The 20,343-nt window shown below is 64.0% G+C and carries 20 protein-coding genes; 17 read left to right on the top strand and 3 right to left on the bottom strand.

The annotated features are described in order from the left end of the window. The first annotated feature begins 113 nt into the window (after positions 1-113). Entirely contained in the window at positions 114-575 is a 462-nt protein-coding gene (locus JQ573_RS10185) for a (2Fe-2S)-binding protein (protein WP_212309819.1), read from the top strand. A gap of 2 nt (positions 576-577) precedes the next feature. Further along, complete coding sequence (locus JQ573_RS10180) at positions 578-2,755, top strand: xanthine dehydrogenase family protein molybdopterin-binding subunit (protein WP_212309818.1); 2,178 nt, start codon at positions 578-580, stop codon at positions 2,753-2,755. A 275-nt stretch (positions 2,756-3,030) separates the two neighbouring features. Here JQ573_RS10180 and JQ573_RS10175 read toward each other — a convergent pair whose 3' ends face one another. Both JQ573_RS10175 and JQ573_RS10170 read right to left on the bottom strand, forming a co-directional pair. Continuing rightward, positions 3,031-4,410, bottom strand: a complete 1,380-nt coding sequence (locus JQ573_RS10175; RefSeq protein WP_212309817.1) for a M20/M25/M40 family metallo-hydrolase — start codon at positions 4,408-4,410, stop codon at positions 3,031-3,033. Between the two features lie 181 nt (positions 4,411-4,591). Continuing rightward, positions 4,592-5,488 (bottom strand): DUF2189 domain-containing protein, encoded by an 897-nt coding sequence (locus JQ573_RS10170; RefSeq protein WP_212309816.1) that lies wholly within the window; start codon positions 5,486-5,488, stop codon positions 4,592-4,594. A gap of 567 nt (positions 5,489-6,055) precedes the next feature. Between JQ573_RS10170 and coxB the strand changes: the two genes are divergently transcribed. The 6 genes from coxB (at position 6,056) to JQ573_RS10140 (ending at position 11,601) form a co-directional block, all read left to right on the top strand. Then, positions 6,056-6,889, top strand: coding sequence for a cytochrome c oxidase subunit II (coxB, locus tag JQ573_RS10165; protein WP_212309815.1), 834 nt, complete (start codon positions 6,056-6,058; stop codon positions 6,887-6,889). Positions 6,890-6,960: 71 nt separating this feature from the next. Beyond that, the gene (gene ctaD / locus JQ573_RS10160; RefSeq protein ID WP_212309814.1) at positions 6,961-8,736 is read left to right on the top strand and encodes a cytochrome c oxidase subunit I; all 1,776 of its coding nucleotides are present in this window, start codon (positions 6,961-6,963) and stop codon (positions 8,734-8,736) included. Continuing rightward, positions 8,733-9,437, top strand: a complete 705-nt coding sequence (locus tag JQ573_RS10155; protein WP_212309813.1) for a cytochrome c oxidase subunit 3 — start codon at positions 8,733-8,735, stop codon at positions 9,435-9,437. The genes ctaD and JQ573_RS10155 overlap by 4 nt, the downstream gene beginning before the upstream one ends. 15 nt (positions 9,438-9,452) lie before the next feature. Beyond that, positions 9,453-10,175 carry a heme-copper oxidase subunit III family protein gene (locus JQ573_RS10150; RefSeq protein WP_212309812.1) on the top strand — a complete coding sequence of 241 codons (723 nt, stop codon included), beginning with the start codon at positions 9,453-9,455 and terminating at the stop codon, positions 10,173-10,175. Positions 10,176-10,184: 9 nt separating this feature from the next. Beyond that, the gene (locus JQ573_RS10145) at positions 10,185-10,592 is read left to right on the top strand and encodes a cytochrome C oxidase subunit IV family protein (RefSeq protein ID WP_212309811.1); all 408 of its coding nucleotides are present in this window, start codon (positions 10,185-10,187) and stop codon (positions 10,590-10,592) included. 100 nt (positions 10,593-10,692) lie between these two features. Then, a complete protein-coding gene (locus JQ573_RS10140; RefSeq protein ID WP_212309810.1) occupies positions 10,693-11,601 on the top strand; it encodes a heme o synthase in 909 nt (302 codons plus the stop codon). A 133-nt stretch (positions 11,602-11,734) separates the two neighbouring features. Here the strand turns inward: JQ573_RS10140 and JQ573_RS10135 are convergent, their stop codons facing one another. Then, positions 11,735-11,953, bottom strand: coding sequence for a GDCCVxC domain-containing (seleno)protein (locus tag JQ573_RS10135; protein WP_212309809.1), 219 nt, complete (start codon positions 11,951-11,953; stop codon positions 11,735-11,737). Positions 11,954-12,200: 247 nt separating this feature from the next. Between JQ573_RS10135 and JQ573_RS10130 the strand changes: the two genes are divergently transcribed. From JQ573_RS10130 to JQ573_RS10090, 9 genes are all read left to right on the top strand, one after another. After that, positions 12,201-12,758 (top strand): sigma-70 family RNA polymerase sigma factor, encoded by a 558-nt coding sequence (locus tag JQ573_RS10130; protein WP_212309808.1) that lies wholly within the window; start codon positions 12,201-12,203, stop codon positions 12,756-12,758. After that, positions 12,755-13,396, top strand: coding sequence for an NrsF family protein (locus JQ573_RS10125; RefSeq protein ID WP_212309807.1), 642 nt, complete (start codon positions 12,755-12,757; stop codon positions 13,394-13,396). The genes JQ573_RS10130 and JQ573_RS10125 overlap by 4 nt, the downstream gene beginning before the upstream one ends. 86 nt (positions 13,397-13,482) lie before the next feature. After that, a complete protein-coding gene (locus tag JQ573_RS10120) occupies positions 13,483-13,782 on the top strand; it encodes a hypothetical protein (RefSeq protein ID WP_212408706.1) in 300 nt (99 codons plus the stop codon). 114 nt (positions 13,783-13,896) lie between these two features. Beyond that, positions 13,897-14,256, top strand: coding sequence for a hypothetical protein (locus tag JQ573_RS10115; protein ID WP_212309805.1), 360 nt, complete (start codon positions 13,897-13,899; stop codon positions 14,254-14,256). Between the two features lie 102 nt (positions 14,257-14,358). Then, positions 14,359-14,766, top strand: coding sequence for a FixH family protein (locus JQ573_RS10110; RefSeq protein WP_212309804.1), 408 nt, complete (start codon positions 14,359-14,361; stop codon positions 14,764-14,766). Then, positions 14,763-16,211, top strand: coding sequence for an efflux RND transporter periplasmic adaptor subunit (locus JQ573_RS10105; RefSeq protein ID WP_212309803.1), 1,449 nt, complete (start codon positions 14,763-14,765; stop codon positions 16,209-16,211). Before JQ573_RS10110 ends, JQ573_RS10105 begins: the two co-directional genes overlap by 4 nt. After that, complete coding sequence (locus tag JQ573_RS10100; protein ID WP_249131582.1) at positions 16,208-19,411, top strand: efflux RND transporter permease subunit; 3,204 nt, start codon at positions 16,208-16,210, stop codon at positions 19,409-19,411. The genes JQ573_RS10105 and JQ573_RS10100 overlap by 4 nt, the downstream gene beginning before the upstream one ends. Before the next feature lie 89 nt (positions 19,412-19,500). After that, a complete protein-coding gene (locus JQ573_RS10095) occupies positions 19,501-19,953 on the top strand; it encodes a hypothetical protein (RefSeq protein WP_312011448.1) in 453 nt (150 codons plus the stop codon). 77 nt (positions 19,954-20,030) lie between these two features. Next, the gene (locus tag JQ573_RS10090; RefSeq protein ID WP_212309802.1) at positions 20,031-20,342 is read left to right on the top strand and encodes a hypothetical protein; all 312 of its coding nucleotides are present in this window, start codon (positions 20,031-20,033) and stop codon (positions 20,340-20,342) included. Position 20,343 lies beyond the last annotated feature (1 nt).

The following is a 20,343-nucleotide window of genomic DNA, read 5'->3' as shown; positions in this document are numbered from 1 at the left end:
TTACCACGAGTGAGCAATCGGCGCGAATGGGCGTGCGATCGCTTTGGAATGTCGCGGTTGCGCCCGGAGGGGCGCAGTCCGGGCGGGTCTCGAACCAGGACAGGAGTGTCAGGATGCCTTTCCAGATCATGATCAATGGGACCAGTCATTCGGTCGATGCCGATGGCGATACGCCGCTGCTGTGGGTGCTGCGCGACGTGCTCGGCATGACCGGCACCAAATTCGGCTGCGGCATGGCGCTGTGCGGCGCCTGCACGGTGCATCTCGATGACAGCGCGGTGCGCTCCTGCATCACGACGATCGACAGCATCGGCGACTCCAAGATCACGACCATCGAGGCGGTCGGCAACACGCCGGCCGGCAAGAAGATCCAGGACGCCTGGCTCGCGCATGAGGTGCCGCAATGCGGCTACTGCCAGTCCGGGCAGATCATGTCCGCCTCGGCGTTGCTCGCAAGCAAGCCGAAGCCGACCGATGCTGACATCGACGACGCGATGTCGGGCAACATCTGTCGCTGTGGGACCTATGTCCGCATTCGCGAAGCCATCAAGCAAGCCGCGCAGTCGGGAGGTTGATCATGACGCTGATGAACAATGTGTCTGAGCGCTCCGCCGATCTGTCGCGCCGCAACTTCCTTCGCGCCAGCGCGATCGCAGGCGGCGGCCTGCTGCTCAGCGTGAGCCTGCCGTTCGCGAGCCGCGAGAGCGGAGCCGTGGCCGCCGGTGACTTCGCGCCGAATGCCTTCATTCGGATCGGCGGCGACGGCAAGGTCGTGCTCACCATGCCCTATGTCGAGATGGGGCAGGGCACCTACACCTCGATCCCGATGCTGATCGCCGAGGAGCTCGAGATCGGCCTGACGCAGGTGCAGCTCGAGCACGCGCCGCCGAGCGACAAGCTCTATGCCAACCCGCTGCTCGGCGTGCAGGCCACCGGCAATTCGAATGCGATGCGCGGCGCCTGGCAGCCGATGCGGAAAGCCGGCGCCACCGCGAAAGCGATGCTGGTCGCGGCCGCGGCGAAACGCTGGAACGTCGAACCCGGCTCGTGCCGCGCCGAGAACGGCGAGGTGCATCATGCTGCGTCGGGACGAAAGCTCGGTTACGGCGAACTGGCGGCCGATGCGGCGCAGATGCCGGTGCCGGAGAACGTGGCGCTGAAGAGCCCGGCCGAGTTCAAGCTGATCGGCACGCCGGCCAAGCGGCTCGATACGCCCTCCAAGGTCAACGGCTCGGCGGTCTACGGCATCGATGCACGGCCACCCGGCGTGAAGGTCGCGACGCTGGCGCAGTCGCCGGTGTTCGGCGGGCGGGTCAAGCGCGTGGATGATGCGGCGGCAAAGGCCGTCAACGGCGTGCGCCAGATCGTGAAGCTCGATGACGCGGTCGCCGTGGTGGCCGATCACATGGGGGCGGCGAAGAAAGGTCTCGCGGCGCTCACGATCGAGTGGGACGAGGGGGCTCACGCCAAGCTCGCCACGTCAGATATCGCGCGCGAGCTCGAAGCCGCCACCACGAAGCCCGGCGCGGTCGCGCAGAATATCGGCGACGCCGACAAGGCGATGGCGGGCGCGGCGACCAAACTCGAGGCGACCTATCAGCTGCCGTTCCTCGCCCATGCCACGATGGAGCCGATGAACTGCACCGTGCATGTTCGCGCCGACGGCTGCGAAATCTGGGTCGGCAATCAGGCGCTCTCGCGCGTGCAGGCGGTAGCCGCGAAGATGCTGGACCTGCCGCCCGAGAAGGTGGTGGTGCACAATCATCTGCTCGGCGGCGGTTTTGGCCGCAGGCTCGAGGTCGATGGCGTCATTCGCGCCGTGCAGATCGCAAAGCAGGTCGATGCGCCGGTCAAGGTGGTGTGGACCCGCGAGGAGGACATCCAGCACGACATGTACCGGCCGTACTGGTGCGACCGGATTGCGGTCGGTCTCGATGCATCGGGCAAGCCGGTGGCCTGGAACAATCGGTTCGCGGGTTCTTCCGTCATTGCGCGGTGGGCGCCGCCGGCGTTCCGCAACGGTCTCGATCCCGACACGACAGAGGGTGCGATCGATCTCGTCTATGACATTCCGAACTTCCACGTCGAATATGTCCGGGTCGAGCCGCCCGGCATTCCGACCGCGTTCTGGCGCAGCGTCGGGCCCTCGCACAACGTGTTCGTTACCGAAAGCGTGATCGACGAGATGGCGGCGGCCGCCAAGCAGGACCCGGTCGATTATCGCCGGGCGTTGCTCGGCAAGTCGCCGCGCGCCAAGGCGGCGCTCGAGCTCGCGACGGCCAAGGCCGGCTGGGGCGGCAAGTTGCCTGCCGGGCGCGGCCGCGGCGTGTCGCTGCAATTCGTGTTCGGCAGCTACCTCGCACAGGTCGCCGAGGTCGAGGTTGCCAAGGACGGTTCGGTCCGCGTCCACCGCGTCGTCTGCGCGATGGATTGCGGCACCGTGGTCAATCCCGACACGGTGCAGGCGCAGCTGCAGAGCGGCATCAATTTCGGGGTCACCGCCGCGCTCTATGGCGAAATCACGCTGAAGGACGGCCGCATCGAGCAGAGCAATTTCGACAGCTACCAGATGCTGCGGATCGATCAGGCTCCGGCCATCGAGGTCCATATCGTGCCGAGCACCGAGCCGCCCGGCGGCATGGGCGAGACCGGGACATCGGGAATCGTGCCTGCGATCAACAATGCGATCTTCGCGGCAACCGGCAAGCGGCTGCGGAAGATGCCAGTCGATCCGGCGGTGTTGAAGCAGACGTGACCGATTGAGGGATGGCACAGCTGTGCTTCGCGGGCCGAGGGTGACTTCGGCTCGCGCGCGGCACCGCATTCTCGCGACATGATTGTCCGAGTTCTGCTCTTCATTCCGCTCTCTCGCTTGAAGAGGGCGCAGGGAAAGCCGGGTGCCGATCGCACCCATGAGTCCGGTGCAACAAAAAGCACGGGAGGTAGGGCCACAGGTGTAACCGGAGCAATCCCGGCCTTCCCTGCACGATGGCCTTACGGGTCTTGTTCTATTGCCTCGACAGGCGGGGTCTAGCCCTCGCGCCGGAACTGGCCGAGTTCGTGCAACAATGCAGCCCCGGTCCGCAAGCCGCTGTAGAAGCAGTCCAGCGTCATATTTTCGTTCGGCGCATGGTTGGCTTCGTCCGGATTGGCATAGGGCGTGACGAAGGCGGGGATGCCCAGGAGCTTGGTGAAAACGTAGTTGGGCAGACTGCCGAAGCCGGCCGGTATCAGCAGCGGCTCCTGGCCATGGGCGGCAACGAAGGCGCGGCGCAGCGGCGCGGTGTAGGGCGAGGCGATCGGTGTCTTCGAGGGCTGCATTCCCATGTCTGCAGCGACGAACTCGACCTCGGGCGCATGCTTGGCGACGTGAGCGCGGACCTTGCGCAGGATGTCCTCGGCGTCCTGAGCCTCGACGAGACGGATGTCGCATTTGACGACGGCCTCGTTCGGCAGCACCGTCTTGGTGCCGGGGCCGCCATAGCCGCCGTGGAAACCGTTGATGGTCAGCGTCGGCTGGAAGCAGAGACGCTCGTAGAAGGGGCGGTCGGCAGGCGCGTCGAGGCGCTTCAGTGCAAGGCTCGCTTTGACGGCCTCGATATCGAGCGGCAGGCGCTCGATCGCCGCCAGTTCCTCAGCCGCCGGTGGCTCGACGGCATCATGCAGCCCCTCGATGGTGATCTCACCGGCCGCGTTCTTCATCGTGCCGAGAAGGTGGACCAGCGTCCAGATCGGGTTCGGCACGACGCCGCCGAAGTTGCCGGAATGGACGTCGCGGCTGGCATGGCGGCAGCGCAACTCGAAGGAGACGACGCCGCGCGAGCCGAATTTGATCGTCGGTGCGCCGCTGGCATGACGCGGGCCGTCGGCGGTGACGGCAAGATCGGCCTTCAAAAGATGCGCGTTGGCGCGCACGAAACCGGCGATGTGCGGGCTGCCGATCTCTTCCTCGCCCTCCAGCAGCAGGATGACGTTGCAGGGCAGTTCGCCGTGCACCTTGAGATGGGATTCGATCGCCAGGATCTGGGCGAGGTGCTGGCCCTTGTTGTCACCGACGCCGCGTGCATAGAGCCGGCCGTCCCGGATCGTCGGCTCGAACGGCGGCGATATCCATTTCTCGAGCGGGTCGGCCGGCTGTACGTCATAGTGTCCGTAGAGCAGGACGGTCGGCTTGCCTGGTGCCTTCTCCCAGCGCGCCACCACCATCGGATAACCCTCCGTGAGAACAAGGCCGGCTTCGAGGCCGATCCCTGTGAGCATCTCGACCAGCAGGGCGCCGACCTCAGCGATGCCGATGTTCTCGGCGCTGATGCTCGGATGGCGCAGATAGGCGATCAGGCGCTGCAGGAAGCTGTCGCGGTTGGCTTCGATATGAGTGAAGACGGCAGCCAATGCATCGGAAGAAGCCATGATGAGCACCTGGCAATGGAGCGGTCGTCGCACCGGAAGACGCCGGCGCGATCAGCGTCGGATTGCGCGAGTGCTTTACCTCCCGCCAAAGAGACAATCAACGGGAGACGTCAATCGCCATCGGCGCGACAACAACTACGTCCGCCATGCCCTGCGAGCGATCAAGCTCGCGCCGGTATCGCTAACGCTCACGGCTCCACGGGAAGAGCGAGGCCGGGAAATCGGCCGCGTAGCGGTGACCGATCGGCGGGCGGGGCTCCTCTTGTGGAGGATTCGGGTCAGGCTCGATCACCTTCCTGTAAAGATGCCAGGTCGCATGACCAAGCACCGGCAGAACGACGCAGAGACCGACGAAGAATGGCAGCGAGCCCACGGCGAGCAATACCGCAACGATCAATCCCCACGCGGCCATCTCAATTGGATTCATCATCACGGCCCGTATCGAGGTACGGATCGCATCGATCGCTGTCGCATGGCGGTCGAGCATCAGTGGAAACGAGACGACGCTGACGCACAGAGCAACCAGGGCGAACAGGAAGCCGACGCCGCATCCGACGACGATGAGCGACCAGCCTTCGGGTGTCGTCAACACGCGCTCTGCGAAATCAGGGATGCTCGCAGCCGGAGCATAGCCGAAAGTCGCAATGTAGATCGCGTCCGCGGCGGCGATCCAGACCCCGAACAGAACGAACAGGAGAATGCCAAGTTCGAGCATGGCGCCGAACGACGGCGCGCGCAGCACCTGCATTGCATCCCAGGCTCCTGGCTCCTCGCCCCGCTCGCGGCGGCGGCTCAGTTCGTAGAGGCCCAATCCGGCGAAAGGACCGATCAGGGCGAAGCCGGCGGCGAGTGGAAACAGCAGCGGCAGCACCGAATAGCCGATCACAAGTCTGAACAGGACAAGTCCGAGGACGGGGTACATCACGCACAGGACGATGGCGTGGGTCGGGATGGCCTTGAAGTCTTCCCAGCCGAGGCGCAGCGCGTCGCCCAGGTCGGAAAGGCTGATCTTGCGAACGACAAAGGCAGTCGAGACGCCAAACAATTGCAGTTTGGGTCGTGCGAATACGGTGGTCATGGTTCCGGTCTCCTTGCTTGTGCCCGCAGGGGAACGGAGCGCCATCAACACACGCACATCCGCCTCATGCGCGAAAATCGCGACTGAGTCCGGCAAATCAGATTCAACCAGAAGGAGCTTGCCGGACGACATCTGTCGCAACCGGTCCAATCAAACTAGTCCGATACGCAGCAGAAGCAAGATGGCGAACGCGGTCGGGAGAATTGTGCAATCGCACAAGCCAGCTTTTGCGATGCACCATCTGATGGCGGGTCCCGATCGGTGCTCTCCGGCACGCAATGCATTCGCGCCAACGCGCGCCGGACAGAGGTGGGACATACTCCTCTATTGACGCCGGGCTCGACGAGTACCATCTTGAATGATCTGAACGCCCCCAAGCTCCGATGAGATTGCGGCCGTGACGTTGATCCTTTGTCATGATGTCCCAGCGTCGCGACCGGCAGAATGGGCGAGGCAAAAGGCACGGTGATGGTGTACGTGGCACCATACCTTTGACACCATACCTTTGACGTGAGCTCCGCCCTTTCGTTCGTCTCCGTAGCCTTCAATGGCAAGGAGGAATGAGGGATGGCTGTCGCGCTCGTACTGCTCCTGGTTGCGGTCGCCTCGGTGCTGTTTCATATCTACAGCCCGTGGTGGTGGACGCCGATCGCCTCAAACTGGCGTTACATCGACGACACGATCAATCTGACGTTCTGGATCACCGGTGCGGTTTTCTGCGCGGTCATCGCGTTCATGGCCTACTGCGTGTTCCGCTTCCACCACAAGGAGGGACGGCGGGCCGCCTACAATCCCGAAAACAAGAAGCTCGAATGGTGGCTCAGCATCGTGACGGCAGTCGGTGTCGCCGCCATGTTGGCGCCCGGCCTGGTCGTCTGGCACCAGTTCGTCACCGTTCCCGACGACGCGACCGACGTCGAGGTCGTTGGACAACAGTGGATGTGGAGTTATCGGCTTCCGGGAAAAGACGGCCGGCTCGGCACGTCAGATGCGCGCCTGGTCAGTCCCGACAATCCTCTGGGGTTGAATCCCAACGATCCGAACGGACAAGACGACATCGTCGTTCAAAGCGACGATCTGCATCTGCCGGTTGGGAAGCCGGTGAAGGTGTTGCTCCGCTCGATCGACGTTCTGCATGATTTCTACGTGCCCGAGTTCCGGGCCAAGATGGACATGATACCGGGCTCGGTGACCTATTACTGGTTCACGCCCACCCGCACCGGAACGTTCGACGTCCTCTGTGCGGAGCTGTGCGGTACCGCGCACGCGCAGATGCGGAGCAGGGTCGTCGTGCAGGAAGCGAAAGAATACCACGCGTGGCTCGAGAGGCAGCGGACGTTTGCGGAGTTGTCAGGGAAGCACGACGTCGCGAAGGCCGCGTACAGGACTGGTCGCGAATGAACATGCCGACGAGGATCAGCCGGATATGAGGTGAACTCGTCGCTGAGCGGAAGACCAAGGAGGCTATTCCGATGGTCGATATCCCGTTTGATGAGGTTGCAGGCATCCCGCCCGCCGAAGTAGGTGAGGTCGAGCTCTATCACCCGCACAGCTGGTGGACGAGGTACGTCTTTTCGCAAGACGCCAAGGTTATCGCCGTCCAGTACTCGATCACGGCGATGTCGATCGGAATGGTTGCGCTGGTGCTGTCGTGGATGATGCGGCTGCAACTGGGATTTCCCGGCACATTCTCCTTTATCGACGCCAATCAGTACCTTCAGTTCATCACCATGCACGGCATGATCATGGTGATCTACCTGCTCACGGCGTTGTTCCTCGGCGGCTTCGGCAACTACCTCATCCCGCTGATGGTCGGCGCGCGGGACATGGTCTTCCCCTACGTGAACATGCTGAGCTACTGGGTCTACCTGCTCGCCGTGCTGGTGCTGGTCGCGACGTTCTTCGTGCCCGGCGGGCCGACCGGCGCAGGCTGGACGCTTTATCCACCCCAGGCGATTCTCTCCGGTACCCCCGGGCAGGATTGGGGCATCGTCCTCATGCTGGCCTCGCTGATCCTGTTCATCATCGGCTTCACGATGGGCGGGCTCAATTATGTGGTGACGGTGCTGCAGGCCCGCACGCGCGGCATGACGTTGATGCGGATGCCCCTGACGGTGTGGGGCATCTTCACGGCTACCGTGATGGCGCTGTTGGCCTTCCCGGCGCTGTTCGTCGCCTCGGTGATGCTGTTGCTGGACCGTCTCCTGGGAACCAGCTTCTTCATGCCGACGCTGGTCGAGATGGGCCAGCTGACGAAGTATGGCGGCGGCAGCCCGATCCTGTTCCAGCATTTATTCTGGTTCTTCGGCCACCCCGAAGTCTACATCGTCGCCTTGCCGGCCTTCGGCATCATTTCCGATCTGATCAGCGTCCACGCGCGAAAAAACATCTTCGGCTATCGCATGATGGTTTGGGCGATCGTGGCAATCGGTGCGCTCAGCTTCGTCGTATGGGCGCACCACATGTATGTGAGCGGCATGAACCCGTATTTCGGGTTCTTCTTCGCCACCACGACACTCATCATCGCCATTCCGACTGCGATCAAGGTCTACAACTGGGTGCTGACGCTGTGGCGCGGCGACATCCATCTCACGGTGCCGATGCTGTTCGCGCTCGCGTTCATCATCACATTCGTGAACGGCGGCCTGACCGGACTGTTTCTCGGGAACGTGGTTGTGGACGTTCCGCTGTCGGACACGATGTTCGTTGTCGCGCACTTCCACATGGTGATGGGTATCGCGCCGATCATGGCCGTGTTTGGCGGGATCTATCACTGGTATCCGAAAGTCACCGGACGCATGCTCAATGAGGCGCTTGGACGCTTCCACTTCTGGGTGACGTTCATCGGGGCCTATGCGGTCTTCTTCCCTATGCACTATCTGGGCCTGCTCGGGATGCCCCGCCGCTATCACGACATCGGCGAGACAACCTTTGTCCCGGCATCCGCGCATGACCTCAATGCGTTCATGAGCGTGGCGGCGCTGATTGTCGGCTTCGCCCAGCTTGTCTTCCTGTTCAATCTCATCTGGAGCCTGCTCAAAGGAAAAGAGGCTGGCAGCAACCCCTGGGGAGCAGCCTCGCTGGAGTGGCAGACACCGGAAACCCCGCCCGGACATGGTAACTGGGGCAAGGACCTCCCGATCGTCTATCGCTGGGCCTACGATTACAGCGTGCCGGGCGCTGCGGGGGACTTTGTGCCGCAAAATGAACCGCCGGCCGGATTGGCGACGCAGGGAGCCCATCCGTGAGTGCCATCATCCTGTTCACTGTTACAATCGCAGCGATCGCGGGATGGTGGCTCTCGCAGCAACGGCTGGCGGCCAAACCATGGCTCGAACAAGGAGTGGACGTCGATGTTCGCGGGGAGCGCGGTTCGTCCGTGCCGACGGCGAAGATCGGACTGGGCGTATTTCTCGCGGTCGTCGGCTCGTTGTTCGCGCTCCTGATCAGTGCTTACTCGATGCGCAACAGCATGGTGGACTGGCGGGAGCTGCCCCTGCCCAGGCTGTTGTGGTTCAATACGGGCGTCCTGATCATCAGCAGTGTGGCGCTGCAATGGGCGTACATGGCCGCGCGACGCGACGATATTGACGGCTTGATCGTCGGCCTGCTGATCGGCGGAGCATCCGCCGTGACCTTCCTGGCCGGGCAGCTATTAGTCTGGCAGCAGCTGAAGGCCGCCGGCTATTTCGTGGCGTCCAATCCGGCCAATTCCTTCTTCTACCTGATCACCGCGGTGCACGGACTGCATCTGATGGGCGGTCTGGTGGCGCTCGGCAGGACGACCGCCAAGGTGTGGCGTGGCGCGCCGATGATGCAGATGCGCCTGAGCGTGGAGCTCTGCGCCATCTATTGGCATTTCCTGTTGTTGGTCTGGCTGATCTTGCTCGGTCTGCTGACGGGCTGGACCGACAATTTGGTCGACATCTGTCGCCAGTTGCTCACCTAGCGAAGGCGGGAAGCGATGACGGAAACCACACTTGCACCCCCCCAGACGTCGCCCGGAACGATACCCGGATTGCGCGGCATCGCCGCCGACTGGGCCTCGGACCAGCGTGCCTTCAAGCACGTGTCCTGGGGGAAGGCCATGATGTGGATCTTCCTTCTGAGCGACACCTTCATCTTCAGCTGCTTCCTGCTGTCGTACATGACGGCGCGAATGTCGACGACCGTGCCGTGGCCCAATCCCAGCGAAGTCTTCGCGCTCAATCTCGGCGGCAAGCACATCCCGCTCATCCTGATCGCGATCATGACTTTCATCCTGATCAGCAGCAGCGGAACGATGGCGATGGCCGTCAACTTCGGTTACCGCCGGGATCGCCTCAAAACGGCAGCCTTGATGCTGGCCACCGCGGCATTTGGCGCGACGTTCGTCGGAATGCAGGCCTTCGAATGGACCAAGCTGATCATGGAGGGCGTGCGGCCGTGGGGCAATCCATGGGGCGCGCCGCAATTTGGTGCATGCTTCTTCATGATCACCGGCTTCCACGGCACCCACGTGACCATCGGCGTGATCTTCCTGATCGCCGTCGCGCGAAAGGTTTGGCGGGGAGACTTCGACGTCGAGCGGCGTGGCTTCTTCACGAGCCGGAGGGGGTATTACGAGATCGTCGAGATCATGGGCCTGTACTGGCACTTCGTCGATCTGGTGTGGGTATTCATCTTTGCCTTTTTCTATCTCTGGTGAGGTTGGCGCATGACAAACGCAGCGGTACATGTGGAAGGGCAGGCAACGCAACATGGGCTGCACGCGTATGTGCACGACGCAGTCGCATCAGGAGCCTCGCACGCCAAGGGCCAGCAGCATCCGATCAAGCTCTATCTCGTGGTCTGGGGATGGCTGTTCGTGCTCAGCACTTGCTCATACCTCGTCGACTTCTTCGGCATCCATGGCCATCTCCGCTGGTCACTGATCCTGCTGTTCATGGTGCTGAAGGCCGGCCTGATCGTTGCCGTGTTCATGCACATGGCCTGGGAGCGGTTGGCGTTGGCCTACGCCATCCTGTTGCCGCCGGTGCTCGTGCTGGTTTTTGTAGGGATCATGGTGTTCGAATCCGACTATACGCACCTGCTTCGGGTCATGTTTTTCGCGCCAGCGAGCTAGAAGCAGGACGGCTGAGAACTCGCCACGTCATCTGGGACTCTGCGAAGAAGGCCTTCAACCGATGGCCTTTTGAGTATCGAACTGACGAGGAATCAATCTCGTGCAAATCAATCGTTCAATTCTTCGCCGGAGCTATACCAACATCGGAGACTACGTCGCACTGACGAAACCGCGCGTCATGTCGCTGGTCGTCTTCACCGCACTGGTCGGTCTCATGGTCGCACCAGGGGGCATCGATCCCGTCACCGGCGTCGTTGCTCTTGCTTGCATAGCTGCGGGAGCCGGCGCCGCAGGTGCGCTCAATATGTGGTACGATGCCGACATCGATGCGGTGATGGCGCGGACCGCCATCCGTCCAATCCCCGGCGGCCGTGTATCGCGCCCGGAAGCACTGGTTTTCGGATTGATGCTCGGGACGTGCGCCGTCCTGGCCCTCGGCACTTTGCTGAACATGGCCGCTGCTGCACTCCTTGCTTTCACGATTTTCTTCTACGTCGTCGTCTACACGATGTGGCTCAAACGCCGAACACCGCAAAATATCGTCATTGGCGGTGCCGCTGGCGCACTCCCTCCGGTGATCGGCTGGGTCGCGGTCATCGGAAGCGTCGGGCTCGAGCCGCTCATCCTGTTCTTGATCATCTTCCTTTGGACGCCACCCCACTTCTGGGCATTGTCGCTCAATCTTGCCGGAGAATATGCCCGCGCCGGTGTGCCGATGTTGCCGGTTGTCGCCGGCAAGACTGAAACAAAGCGCCAGATTCTTCTCTATAGCGTGCTTTTGGCTCTGATCTCGCTGCTACCCTATGCACTGGGATTCGCGGGGGGCATCTATGGCGCGGCCGCGGCGATGCTGGGAGCGATCATGATCTTTCTCGCATGGCAAGTGCGTCGAAGCCACGACAAGGAGAGGCGGCCAGCTCGTCGCTTGTTCGTGTTTTCGATGCTCTATCTGGTGCTTCTTTTTGGTGTGCTGCTGTTGGATGCCGCACCCTACGCCCAGTCCTACTAACGCGACGCATTCGAATCGACGGCCGCGGGGCTTACTTCATGCTGGCCCCGGCGAGACCGGGCTTGCCTAGCCGACAAACCGAAACATCTTCGCCGCGGGAGCGTGCGCCGCCGGGCAAATCAGTGGCGGGGGCTCAGGCTGCCCCTGATCCGCCACAGCATGCGCCGCGCGTCTGCACCGGAGGGCAGGGGACCGTCCCGTAAGAGCAGAACACGCAGCAATCCCCGGCAAGCGGCTTGAGGCGGGTGCCGCAGCCGCGGCAGTCGTAGAAGAACTGGCAGGCATCGGTCGGCATGGTTTCGGTCGCGGCGAATCCGGAGGCCGGACAGGTCAGGGTCGAGACGAGTTGCATGGGCCGCGGGTCCGTTGGTCAGTCCCTCATGTCATTTCGGCGATAGCACAGGTCAAGGCCCCATCTGGCAAGATTGTGGTCGGCGGCCGCCAAAGACGGGCTCATCCAGCCGGGATGAAGCCGCAAACTGTCGGGATGATGTGCGAACTGAGCTCGACCCGTCGCGGCTTCGAAAATATTCGTGGTCCGGCCGATCGGGCTGTAACCAAACCGGTCGCCTCAGCGAACCAGACCATAGAAGCGCTGCATGACGACCGCGGAAAACGAGCTCAAGCCACTGATGCTTGCCAGCCAGGATGGCGACGCGGCGGCCCACCGGGCGTTGCTCGAGCGCCTGAGCCGGCATTTGCGTGCCTACTACAAGAGCAAGCTTGCGAGGACCGGCCGCGGCGCGGCGGAGGCGGAGGACCTGGTGCAGGAGGCCGTGTTGGCAATTCACCTGCAGCGGCACACCTACGACCCGGCACAGCCACTGACGCCCTGGGTGCACGCGGTCGCGCGCTACAAGCTGATCGATTTCCTGCGTCGCACGCGGGCCTCGCGCGCCGACGTGCCGATCGATGAGGCCGACGACATCACAGCCCATGACGACCATATCGGCGCCGAGAGCAGCTTCGACCTCAGGCGATTGCTCAAGCAATTGCCTGATAACATGCAGTGCGCGATCGCGGCCGTAAAGCTCGATGGATTGAGCGTCGCAGAAGCGGCGCAGCGGTGCGACATGTCGGAATCCAGTGTGAAGGTCAGCATTCATCGCGGGCTGAAGGCATTGGCCGCGTTGATCGCCGGGAGGACGAAGCCATGAAGACCGATGAACTCATCGCGGCGCTGAGCAACAATGTCGAGCCGGTCGATCGCCGGCTGGTCGGCCGGGCCGTCGCTATCGCGCTCGGGCTGGCGCTGGTTGCCGCGCTTGGCCTCGTGTTTGCCGGGCTTGGCGTCCGCGCCGACCTGACCACGCCGCGTGCCGTGACCTTCCTCTTTTTGAAGCTCGCATTCGCGCTGGCGACTGTCGGCGCGGCGTCGGTCTATCTGACCCGGCTGGCGCGGCCGGGCGGCGAGCGAAAGATCTCGCTTGGACTGGCCGCACTCCCGTTCGGGGCGATCATGCTGCTTGCCGCCATCAACCTCGGACAGGCGCCCAGCTCCCACTGGGACAGGATGGTCATGGGAGACCAATGGCTCGAATGCCTCATCTCGGTTCCGATCATCGCGATCGTGCCGTTTGCCGTGGTGATCTGGGCAGTCAGAAAGGCGGCGCCGACCAACCTGGTGCAGGCGGGGGCATTCGGCGGCCTTGTCGCAGGCGGTGTGAGCGCCGTCGCCTATGCACTCCACTGCACCGATGACTCGTTGCCCTTTGTCGCGCTGTGGTACGGCGGCACGATCGTGCTGTGCACACTTGCAGGCGCGGCATTGGGACCGCGATTGCTGCGCTGGTGAAAGGCAGTGATCGGACCTCTCACGTCGGCGTGAGCGTGTAACCGGGGAAACATCGGCTCCGAACTCATGATCAGAAGCGCAAATCAATGCGCTTCAGGAAAATGATGGAGCCGATGATGTCGATCAACAAATGCCTGCTTGCCTTCTCAATCCTCGCGCCGCTTGCGGTGGCGTCGGCAACCGCGCAAGCGGGCCCGACCGCCTCCGACAGGAGGTACCTACCCAACGAGGCCGCAGAAACCGCACCGGCGGCTACGGTTGCGGCGCAACGCGACCCGATGTCTGCATTCGGCTACGATCCGGGAGCGGCGCGCTTGCAGCCGGCGAGCGTCCCGGACGCAGCCCGGACGCCGTGGCGCTATCACGGCGGCCCGAAGTCTCGATAGGCGAGGCATGCGGGCGCCAAGCCGGGATGAACGATTAACCACCCAATCTCCCGCTAGTGCAGTTGTGAACAGGGTGACCTTTTCAGCGCCCGTCCTTTGTGAGACTGTCGCGACATGAATGTTCGCCAATTGTTCAGATTGCTGCTCGCCGTCCTCGTGACGGCAGGCCTGACAATTGCGCCGCTGGCGACGCCCGCGGCGGCCGGATCTGCGCTGACCGGTATGAGCCAGATGGCGGACATGTCGGACATGGCGGCCGATATGCCGTGCTGCCCCGACAAGCAGAACAGCAATGATTGCCGGGATTGTCCGCTGGTTGCGATTTGCATGTTGAAGGTCCTGCACGAGGGACCATCGACCGTCGGCCTCGCGGTGCGGCCGTCGACGCAGCTGCAATTGCATCCGCATGACGATCTGGTCGCTGACGGGCTGGTCCGTCCGCCTCCCGACCATCCTCCTCGACATTTGGTCTGACTGGCGCCGCAAGCGCCGGTTGCTGCCGCGCGACCTTTGGGGCGCGTGGACGTCGCGTGCCGCGCAAGCGGCAGACCAAATCCAATCGAGGAATAAAACGAAATGACGTCGTTCAATACGCCGCGTGCCGTAGCGGCCGCGCTCATCGGCCTCGCGCTGACTGGCACCGCCACTGTCGCGCTCGCCGACATCAAGGACTACGAATTCCAGCTCGTCGACCAGACGGTTCAGGCCGGTCCGGACAAGGTTGTCACCGTCCGGCTGACGAACACCAAGACCGGCAAGGCCGTACCTGACGCCGTGATCTTCGCGACGCGGCTCGACATGGCCCCGGACGGCATGCAGGAGATGGCCACCAAGGTCACGCCGATGCCGGGGACCGAACCCGGCACCTATCGGTTCAAGGCGAATTTCGGCATGGCCGGGCGCTGGCAGCTGTCGCTCGGCGCGAAGGTGCAGGGCGAGACCGGCACGGTCGAAAGCAAGCTCGTGGTCACGGCCGGAAAATGAACCGGCTCGCTCTGGCAGGCGTTGCCGCTGCGATCGTTGCAGCGGCAGGCGTCGCATATCTCGGTCGCGGCGTGCCGCCGTGGCCGGGCGCAAATCTCGTTGCTCCTGCTGCGCAAGCGGCGGAAGCCGGCGCGCCGATCTATTTCCGCGATCCGGACGGCAAGCCGTCCTACTCGCTGACGCCGAAGAAGACGTCTGACGGCCGCAACTACCAGCCCGTCGCCGCCGGCGCCGATCTCAGCTTCGACGAGCCGGACGCGCCAATGTCGATGCCGGCGGACGCCAAGGGCGCGCGCAAGGTCAAATATTATCGCAATCCAATGGGGCTTCCCGACACCTCGCCGGTGCCGAAGAAGGATTCAATGGGGATGGACTACATCGCGGTCTACGACGGCGAGGACAGCGACGACGGCTCGATCACGCTGTCGCCCGGAAAAATCCAACGCACCGGCGTCAAATCCGAAGCGGCGGAGATGCGTCGCATCCGCACGCTCGTGCGTGCCCCCGGCACGATCCAGCTCGACGAACGGCGCGTCTCCGTCATCGCGATGCGGGCCGAGAGCTACGTGCAGAAGGTCGCCGACATCACGACCGGCAGCCGGGTGACCAAGGGGCAGCCGTTGATGGAGATCTACAGCCCGGCGGTGTCGTCCGCCGCGGCCGAATATGTCGCGACCATGACCTCGAAAGCGATCGCGAATATCGAGCCCTACGGACGCGGCTCCAAGCAGCGGTTGACCAATCTCGACGTTCCCGAGTCCATCATCGCCGAGATGGAGAAAAGCCACGCGGTGCCGCTCGCGATCCAGTGGCTGTCGCCGCGTGACGGCATCGTGTTGCAGCGTTCCGCGATCGAGGGCATGCGTGCCCAGCCCGGCGACGTGCTGTTCCGGATCGCTGACGTCTCTGTCGTGTGGGCACTGGTCGATGTCGCCGAGCGCGATCTCGGCAACATCGTGGTCGGGCAGAAGGTCGCGGTGCGGGCCCGCAGCTATCCCGGCCGCGCGTTCATGGGCCAGATCAGCGTGATCTATCCGCAGGTCAACAAGGACACGCGCACCGCGCGGGTGCGGATCGAACTGCAGAATGCCGATCTAGCGCTGCTGCCGGACATGTATGTCGACGCCGAGATCGACATTGGCAGCGCGGCGCCGGTGCTGACGGTGGCGGAAAACTCCATCCTCGACACCGGAAGCCGGCAGACCGTGCTGATCGACCGGGGCAACGGCCGGTTCGAGCCGCGTGAGGTCAAGCTCGGGCGGCGCGGCGACGGCTATGTCGAAATCCGCGACGGGATCGCGGAGGGCGATGCGGTCGTCACGTCGGCGACCTTCCTGATCGATGCCGAAAGCAACCTGAAAGCCGCGATCAAGGGCTTCGCCGAGGCCGGCGCTGCGCAAGGGGCAACAGCCGACGGCCAGATGACGGACGGAGGCCGGCCATGATCGCCCGCATCATCGCCTGGTCGGCGCGCAACCTGCTGTTGGTGCTGTTCGGCACCGGCTTTGCGGCTGCCGCGGGTCTCTACGCGTTGCTGCATCTGCCGCTCGATGCGATCCCCGATCTCTCCGACACCCAGGTCATCGTCTACACCGAGTATCCCGGCCAGGCGCCGCAGGTGATCGAGGACCAGGTCACCTATCCCCTGACCACGGCGATGCTGACGGTGCCGAAGTCGAAGGTCGTGCGCGGCTTCTCGTTCTTCGGCGTCTCCTTCGTCTACGTCATCTTCGAGGACGGCACCGACATCTACTGGGCGCGCTCGCGGGTGCTCGAGTTCCTCAACGGGGCGGCGTCGCGGCTGCCGGCCGGCGTGTCGCCGACCATCGGTCCCGATGCGACCGGGGTGGGGTGGGTCTACCAATATGCCGTGATGTCGAAAGAGTTGAATCTTGCCGACACCCGGACCATCCAGGACTGGAATCTGAAATTCGCGCTCGCCAGAGCGGAAGGCGTCGCCGAGGTTGCGAGCGTCGGCGGCTTCGTCAAGCAGTACAATGTGATCCTCGATCCGCAGCGGATGCGCGACCGCGGCATCACCATGCAGCGGATGCGCGATGCGATCCGCGCCAGCAATGCCGACGTCGGCGGCCGCACCGTCGAGCTCTCCGAATTCGAATATGTCATTCGCGGCAAGGGCTATCTGAAGGACATCAACGATCTCGGCAACATCGTGCTGAAGACCGACAACGGCACGCCGGTGCTGCTGCGCGACGTCGCCCGCGTCGAGCTCGGCCCCGACGAGCGGCGCGGCATCGCCGAATTGAACGGCGAGGGCGAGGTGGCGAGCGGCATCGTGCTGCAACGCTTCGGCGTCAATGCCCTCGACGTGATCGAAAACGTCAAGAAACGCTTCAACGAGATCGCGACCAGCCTGCCGAAGTCGGTCGAGATCGTGCCGGTCTATGACCGGTCCAACCTGATCTATGCGGCGATCGACACGCTCAAGCGCACACTGTTCGAGGAGAGCGTCGTGGTCGCGCTGGTCTGCTTCGTGTTCCTGCTGCACGTCCGCAGCGCGCTGGTCGCGATCCTGATGCTGCCGGTCGGCGTGCTGATGGCGTTCGGCGCGATGAAGCTGCTCGGGATCGGCTCCAACATCATGAGCCTCGGCGGCATCGCGATTGCGATCGGCGCCATGATCGATGCGGCGATCGTGATGATCGAGAACGCGCACAAGCGCCTGGAGCGGGCCGAGCCCGGCCGGTCGCGGGTCGCGATCCTGATCGAGGCCGCGGCGGAGGTGGGACCGGCGCTGTTCTTCAGCCTGCTCATCATCACCGTGTCGTTCATGCCGATCTTCACGCTGGAATCGCAGGAGGGGCGGCTGTTCTCGCCGCTCGCCTTCACCAAGACGTTTGCGATGGCGGCAGCGGCGCTGCTGTCGGTGACGCTGGTGCCGGCGCTGATGGTGATCTTTGTCCGCGGCAGGATCGTCCCCGAGCACAAGAATCCGATCAATCGCTTCCTGATCTGGATCTACCGTCCGGTCATCCACGGCGTGTTGCGGGCCAAGACGCTGGTGATCCTGCTCGCGCTCGCAGCGATCGCCGTGACGGTCTGGCCGGCCCGGCAACTCGGCACCGAGTTCATGCCCGACCTCAACGAGGGCACGCTGCTCTACATGCCGACCACGCTGCCGGGGATTTCGGTGACCAAGGCGGCCGAGCTGCTGCAGATGCAGGACCGCATCATCCGCAGCTTTCCCGAGGTCGTCTCGGTCTACGGCAAGGCCGGCCGCGCCGCGACCGCGACCGACCCGGCGCCGTCGGAGATGTTCGAGACCGTCGTCAACCTCAAGCCGAAACAGCAATGGCGCAAGGGCCTCACGCTCGACGGCCTGATCGCCGAGATGGACAAGGCGCTGCGATTCCCCGGCGTCTCCAACGCCTGGACCATGCCGATCAAGGCGCGCATCGACATGCTGTCGACCGGGATCCGCACCCCCGTCGGCGTCAAGGTGATCGGCCCCGATCTCGCGGTGATCGACAAGCTCGCCCGCCAGATCGAGCAGGTCGTGAAGGGCGTGCCTGGCACCTCGTCGGCCTATGCCGAGCGCGGCCTCGGCGGCTACTACCTCGAGATCACGCCGAACCGCGAGGCGTTGTCGCGCTACGGCATCGCGGTGCAGGACGTGCAGGACACGATCGCAACTGCGCTCGGCGGTCAGACCGTGACCACGACCGTGGAGGGGCGGCAGCGCTTCACCGTCAACATGCGCTATCCGCGCGACCTGCGCGACAATCCGGGCGCGATTGCGAGCGACATCCTGGTGCCGATGCCGGCGGGCGGCGCCGTGCCGCTCGGCGAGGTCGCCGATATCACGCCGGCGCGCGGGCCGACCACGATCAGGACCGAGAACGGGCAGCTTGCGACCTACATCTATGTCGACATCCGCGATCGCGATCTCGGCGGCTATGTCGCGGATGCGCAGCGCGCGGTGCAGGCCGCCGTGCAGTTTCCGCCCGGCGCCTACGTGATCTGGAGCGGTCAGTACGAATATCTCGAACGCGCCGCGGCGCGGCTCAAGATCGTGGTGCCGGTGACGCTGACAATCATTTTCCTGCTGCTCTACCTCAACTTCCGCTCGGTGGCGGAGACCATGATCGTGATGCTGTCGCTGCCGTTCGCGCTGGTCGGCGGGCTCTGGCTGATGTGGGCGCTCGGCTTCAACCTGTCGGTTGCGGTCGCGGTCGGCTTCATCGCGCTGGCCGGGGTCGCCGCCGAGACCGGTGTCGTGATGCTGATGTACCTCAACCAGGCGCTGGCCGAGATCACCGCGCGTCGCGTCGCCGAGGGCCGCACGATCGGTCGCGACGATCTCAACCACGCGATCATCGAGGGCGCGGTCGAGCGGGTGCGGCCAAAGATGATGACGGTGGTTGCCATCATGGCCGGGCTGCTGCCGATCATGTGGAGCACCGGCACCGGTTCCGAGATCATGCAGCGCATCGCGGTGCCGATGATCGGTGGTATGATCTCGTCGACCTTGCTGACGCTGATCGTGATTCCCGCGATCTTCGCCGTCGTGAAGGGCTTGGCGCTTCGCACGAGGGTGCCGGAAGCGGATGTCGTTGCGCCGGTCGTGCGACCGCGTGTAGCAGGGGTTGCGAATTCGTCGGCTGGTTCAAACCGGATTGAATGATACCCTGCGGGGGTATATAGGATGGCGGTTCGCGGTCAACTGATTTGCTGTCGGGGTGCGGGCGAGGCGAGTTCGGGGCGATCACGCAAGTGTTGGTGCGATTGACGAGGTCAGGGCGGATACGGGCGGGATGTTCCATCATCCTGGCCTATCTGTTTTGCGTCCTCGCGCCGTCCGTCGCGCTCGCGTTCGGGGCGCCGTTTCCGTGCCTGACCGATGAGGTCCAGCCGGCCGCCGCGGTACAGGTGCATGATGCCTCGATGGTGCATGCGGATGGCGCCGCGCACGATCATGCCGCCCACGATCATGGCGGCATGCATATGCATCACGCCGCCGATGGCGCTGAACCACCGGTGAAGCACAGCCACGACGGCAAGAACGCGCCGGGGCCGTGCTGCGCGATGATGTGCGTGTCGGCGCTGCCGGCCGATCTTCCGTCCGTCGCTGCTCCCTTGCACCCGATCGCGACCCGTCTCGCCGAGGCCTTCCAGAGCCTGCACAGCGAGGCGCCCGCGCGGCTCTATCGTCCCCCCATCGCCTGATCCTCAGCTGACATCGTGGCTGCGCCGCGCGCTCGCGTGCGCATGCCTGTCATTCATCTGACGATCGGGACAGATCCATGTTTTCGCATTTCGGGGCGAGACTCGCCGCCGTGGCCACACGGCTTGGCAACAGGCTTGGCCGGCGTACGCCATCCACATTCTTGTCGCGGATGGCCGCCGCCGTCATCGCGGCCGCGCCGCTCGCCGGCTGCATGGCCGACGGCCGGCCGCTTGCCGTCGCAGGCGATCCGGCAAACCCGTCGGCGGGCAGCGCCAGCGTCGGCGACCGCTCGACGATCGCGCCCTACAGCAGCCTGCGTCCGGCGACGCCGCTGCCCTGGCGCGCGCGCAACGACGGCGTGACGCCGCCGACCAATTCGAATCGGTAGG

This window comes from Bradyrhizobium sp. AUGA SZCCT0105, assembly GCF_018129565.1.
In the GTDB taxonomy this organism is placed as follows: domain Bacteria; phylum Pseudomonadota; class Alphaproteobacteria; order Rhizobiales; family Xanthobacteraceae; genus Bradyrhizobium.
The sequence above is the reverse complement of the archived record's forward strand: the minus strand, read 5'-3'. Positions and strand labels throughout refer to the sequence as shown.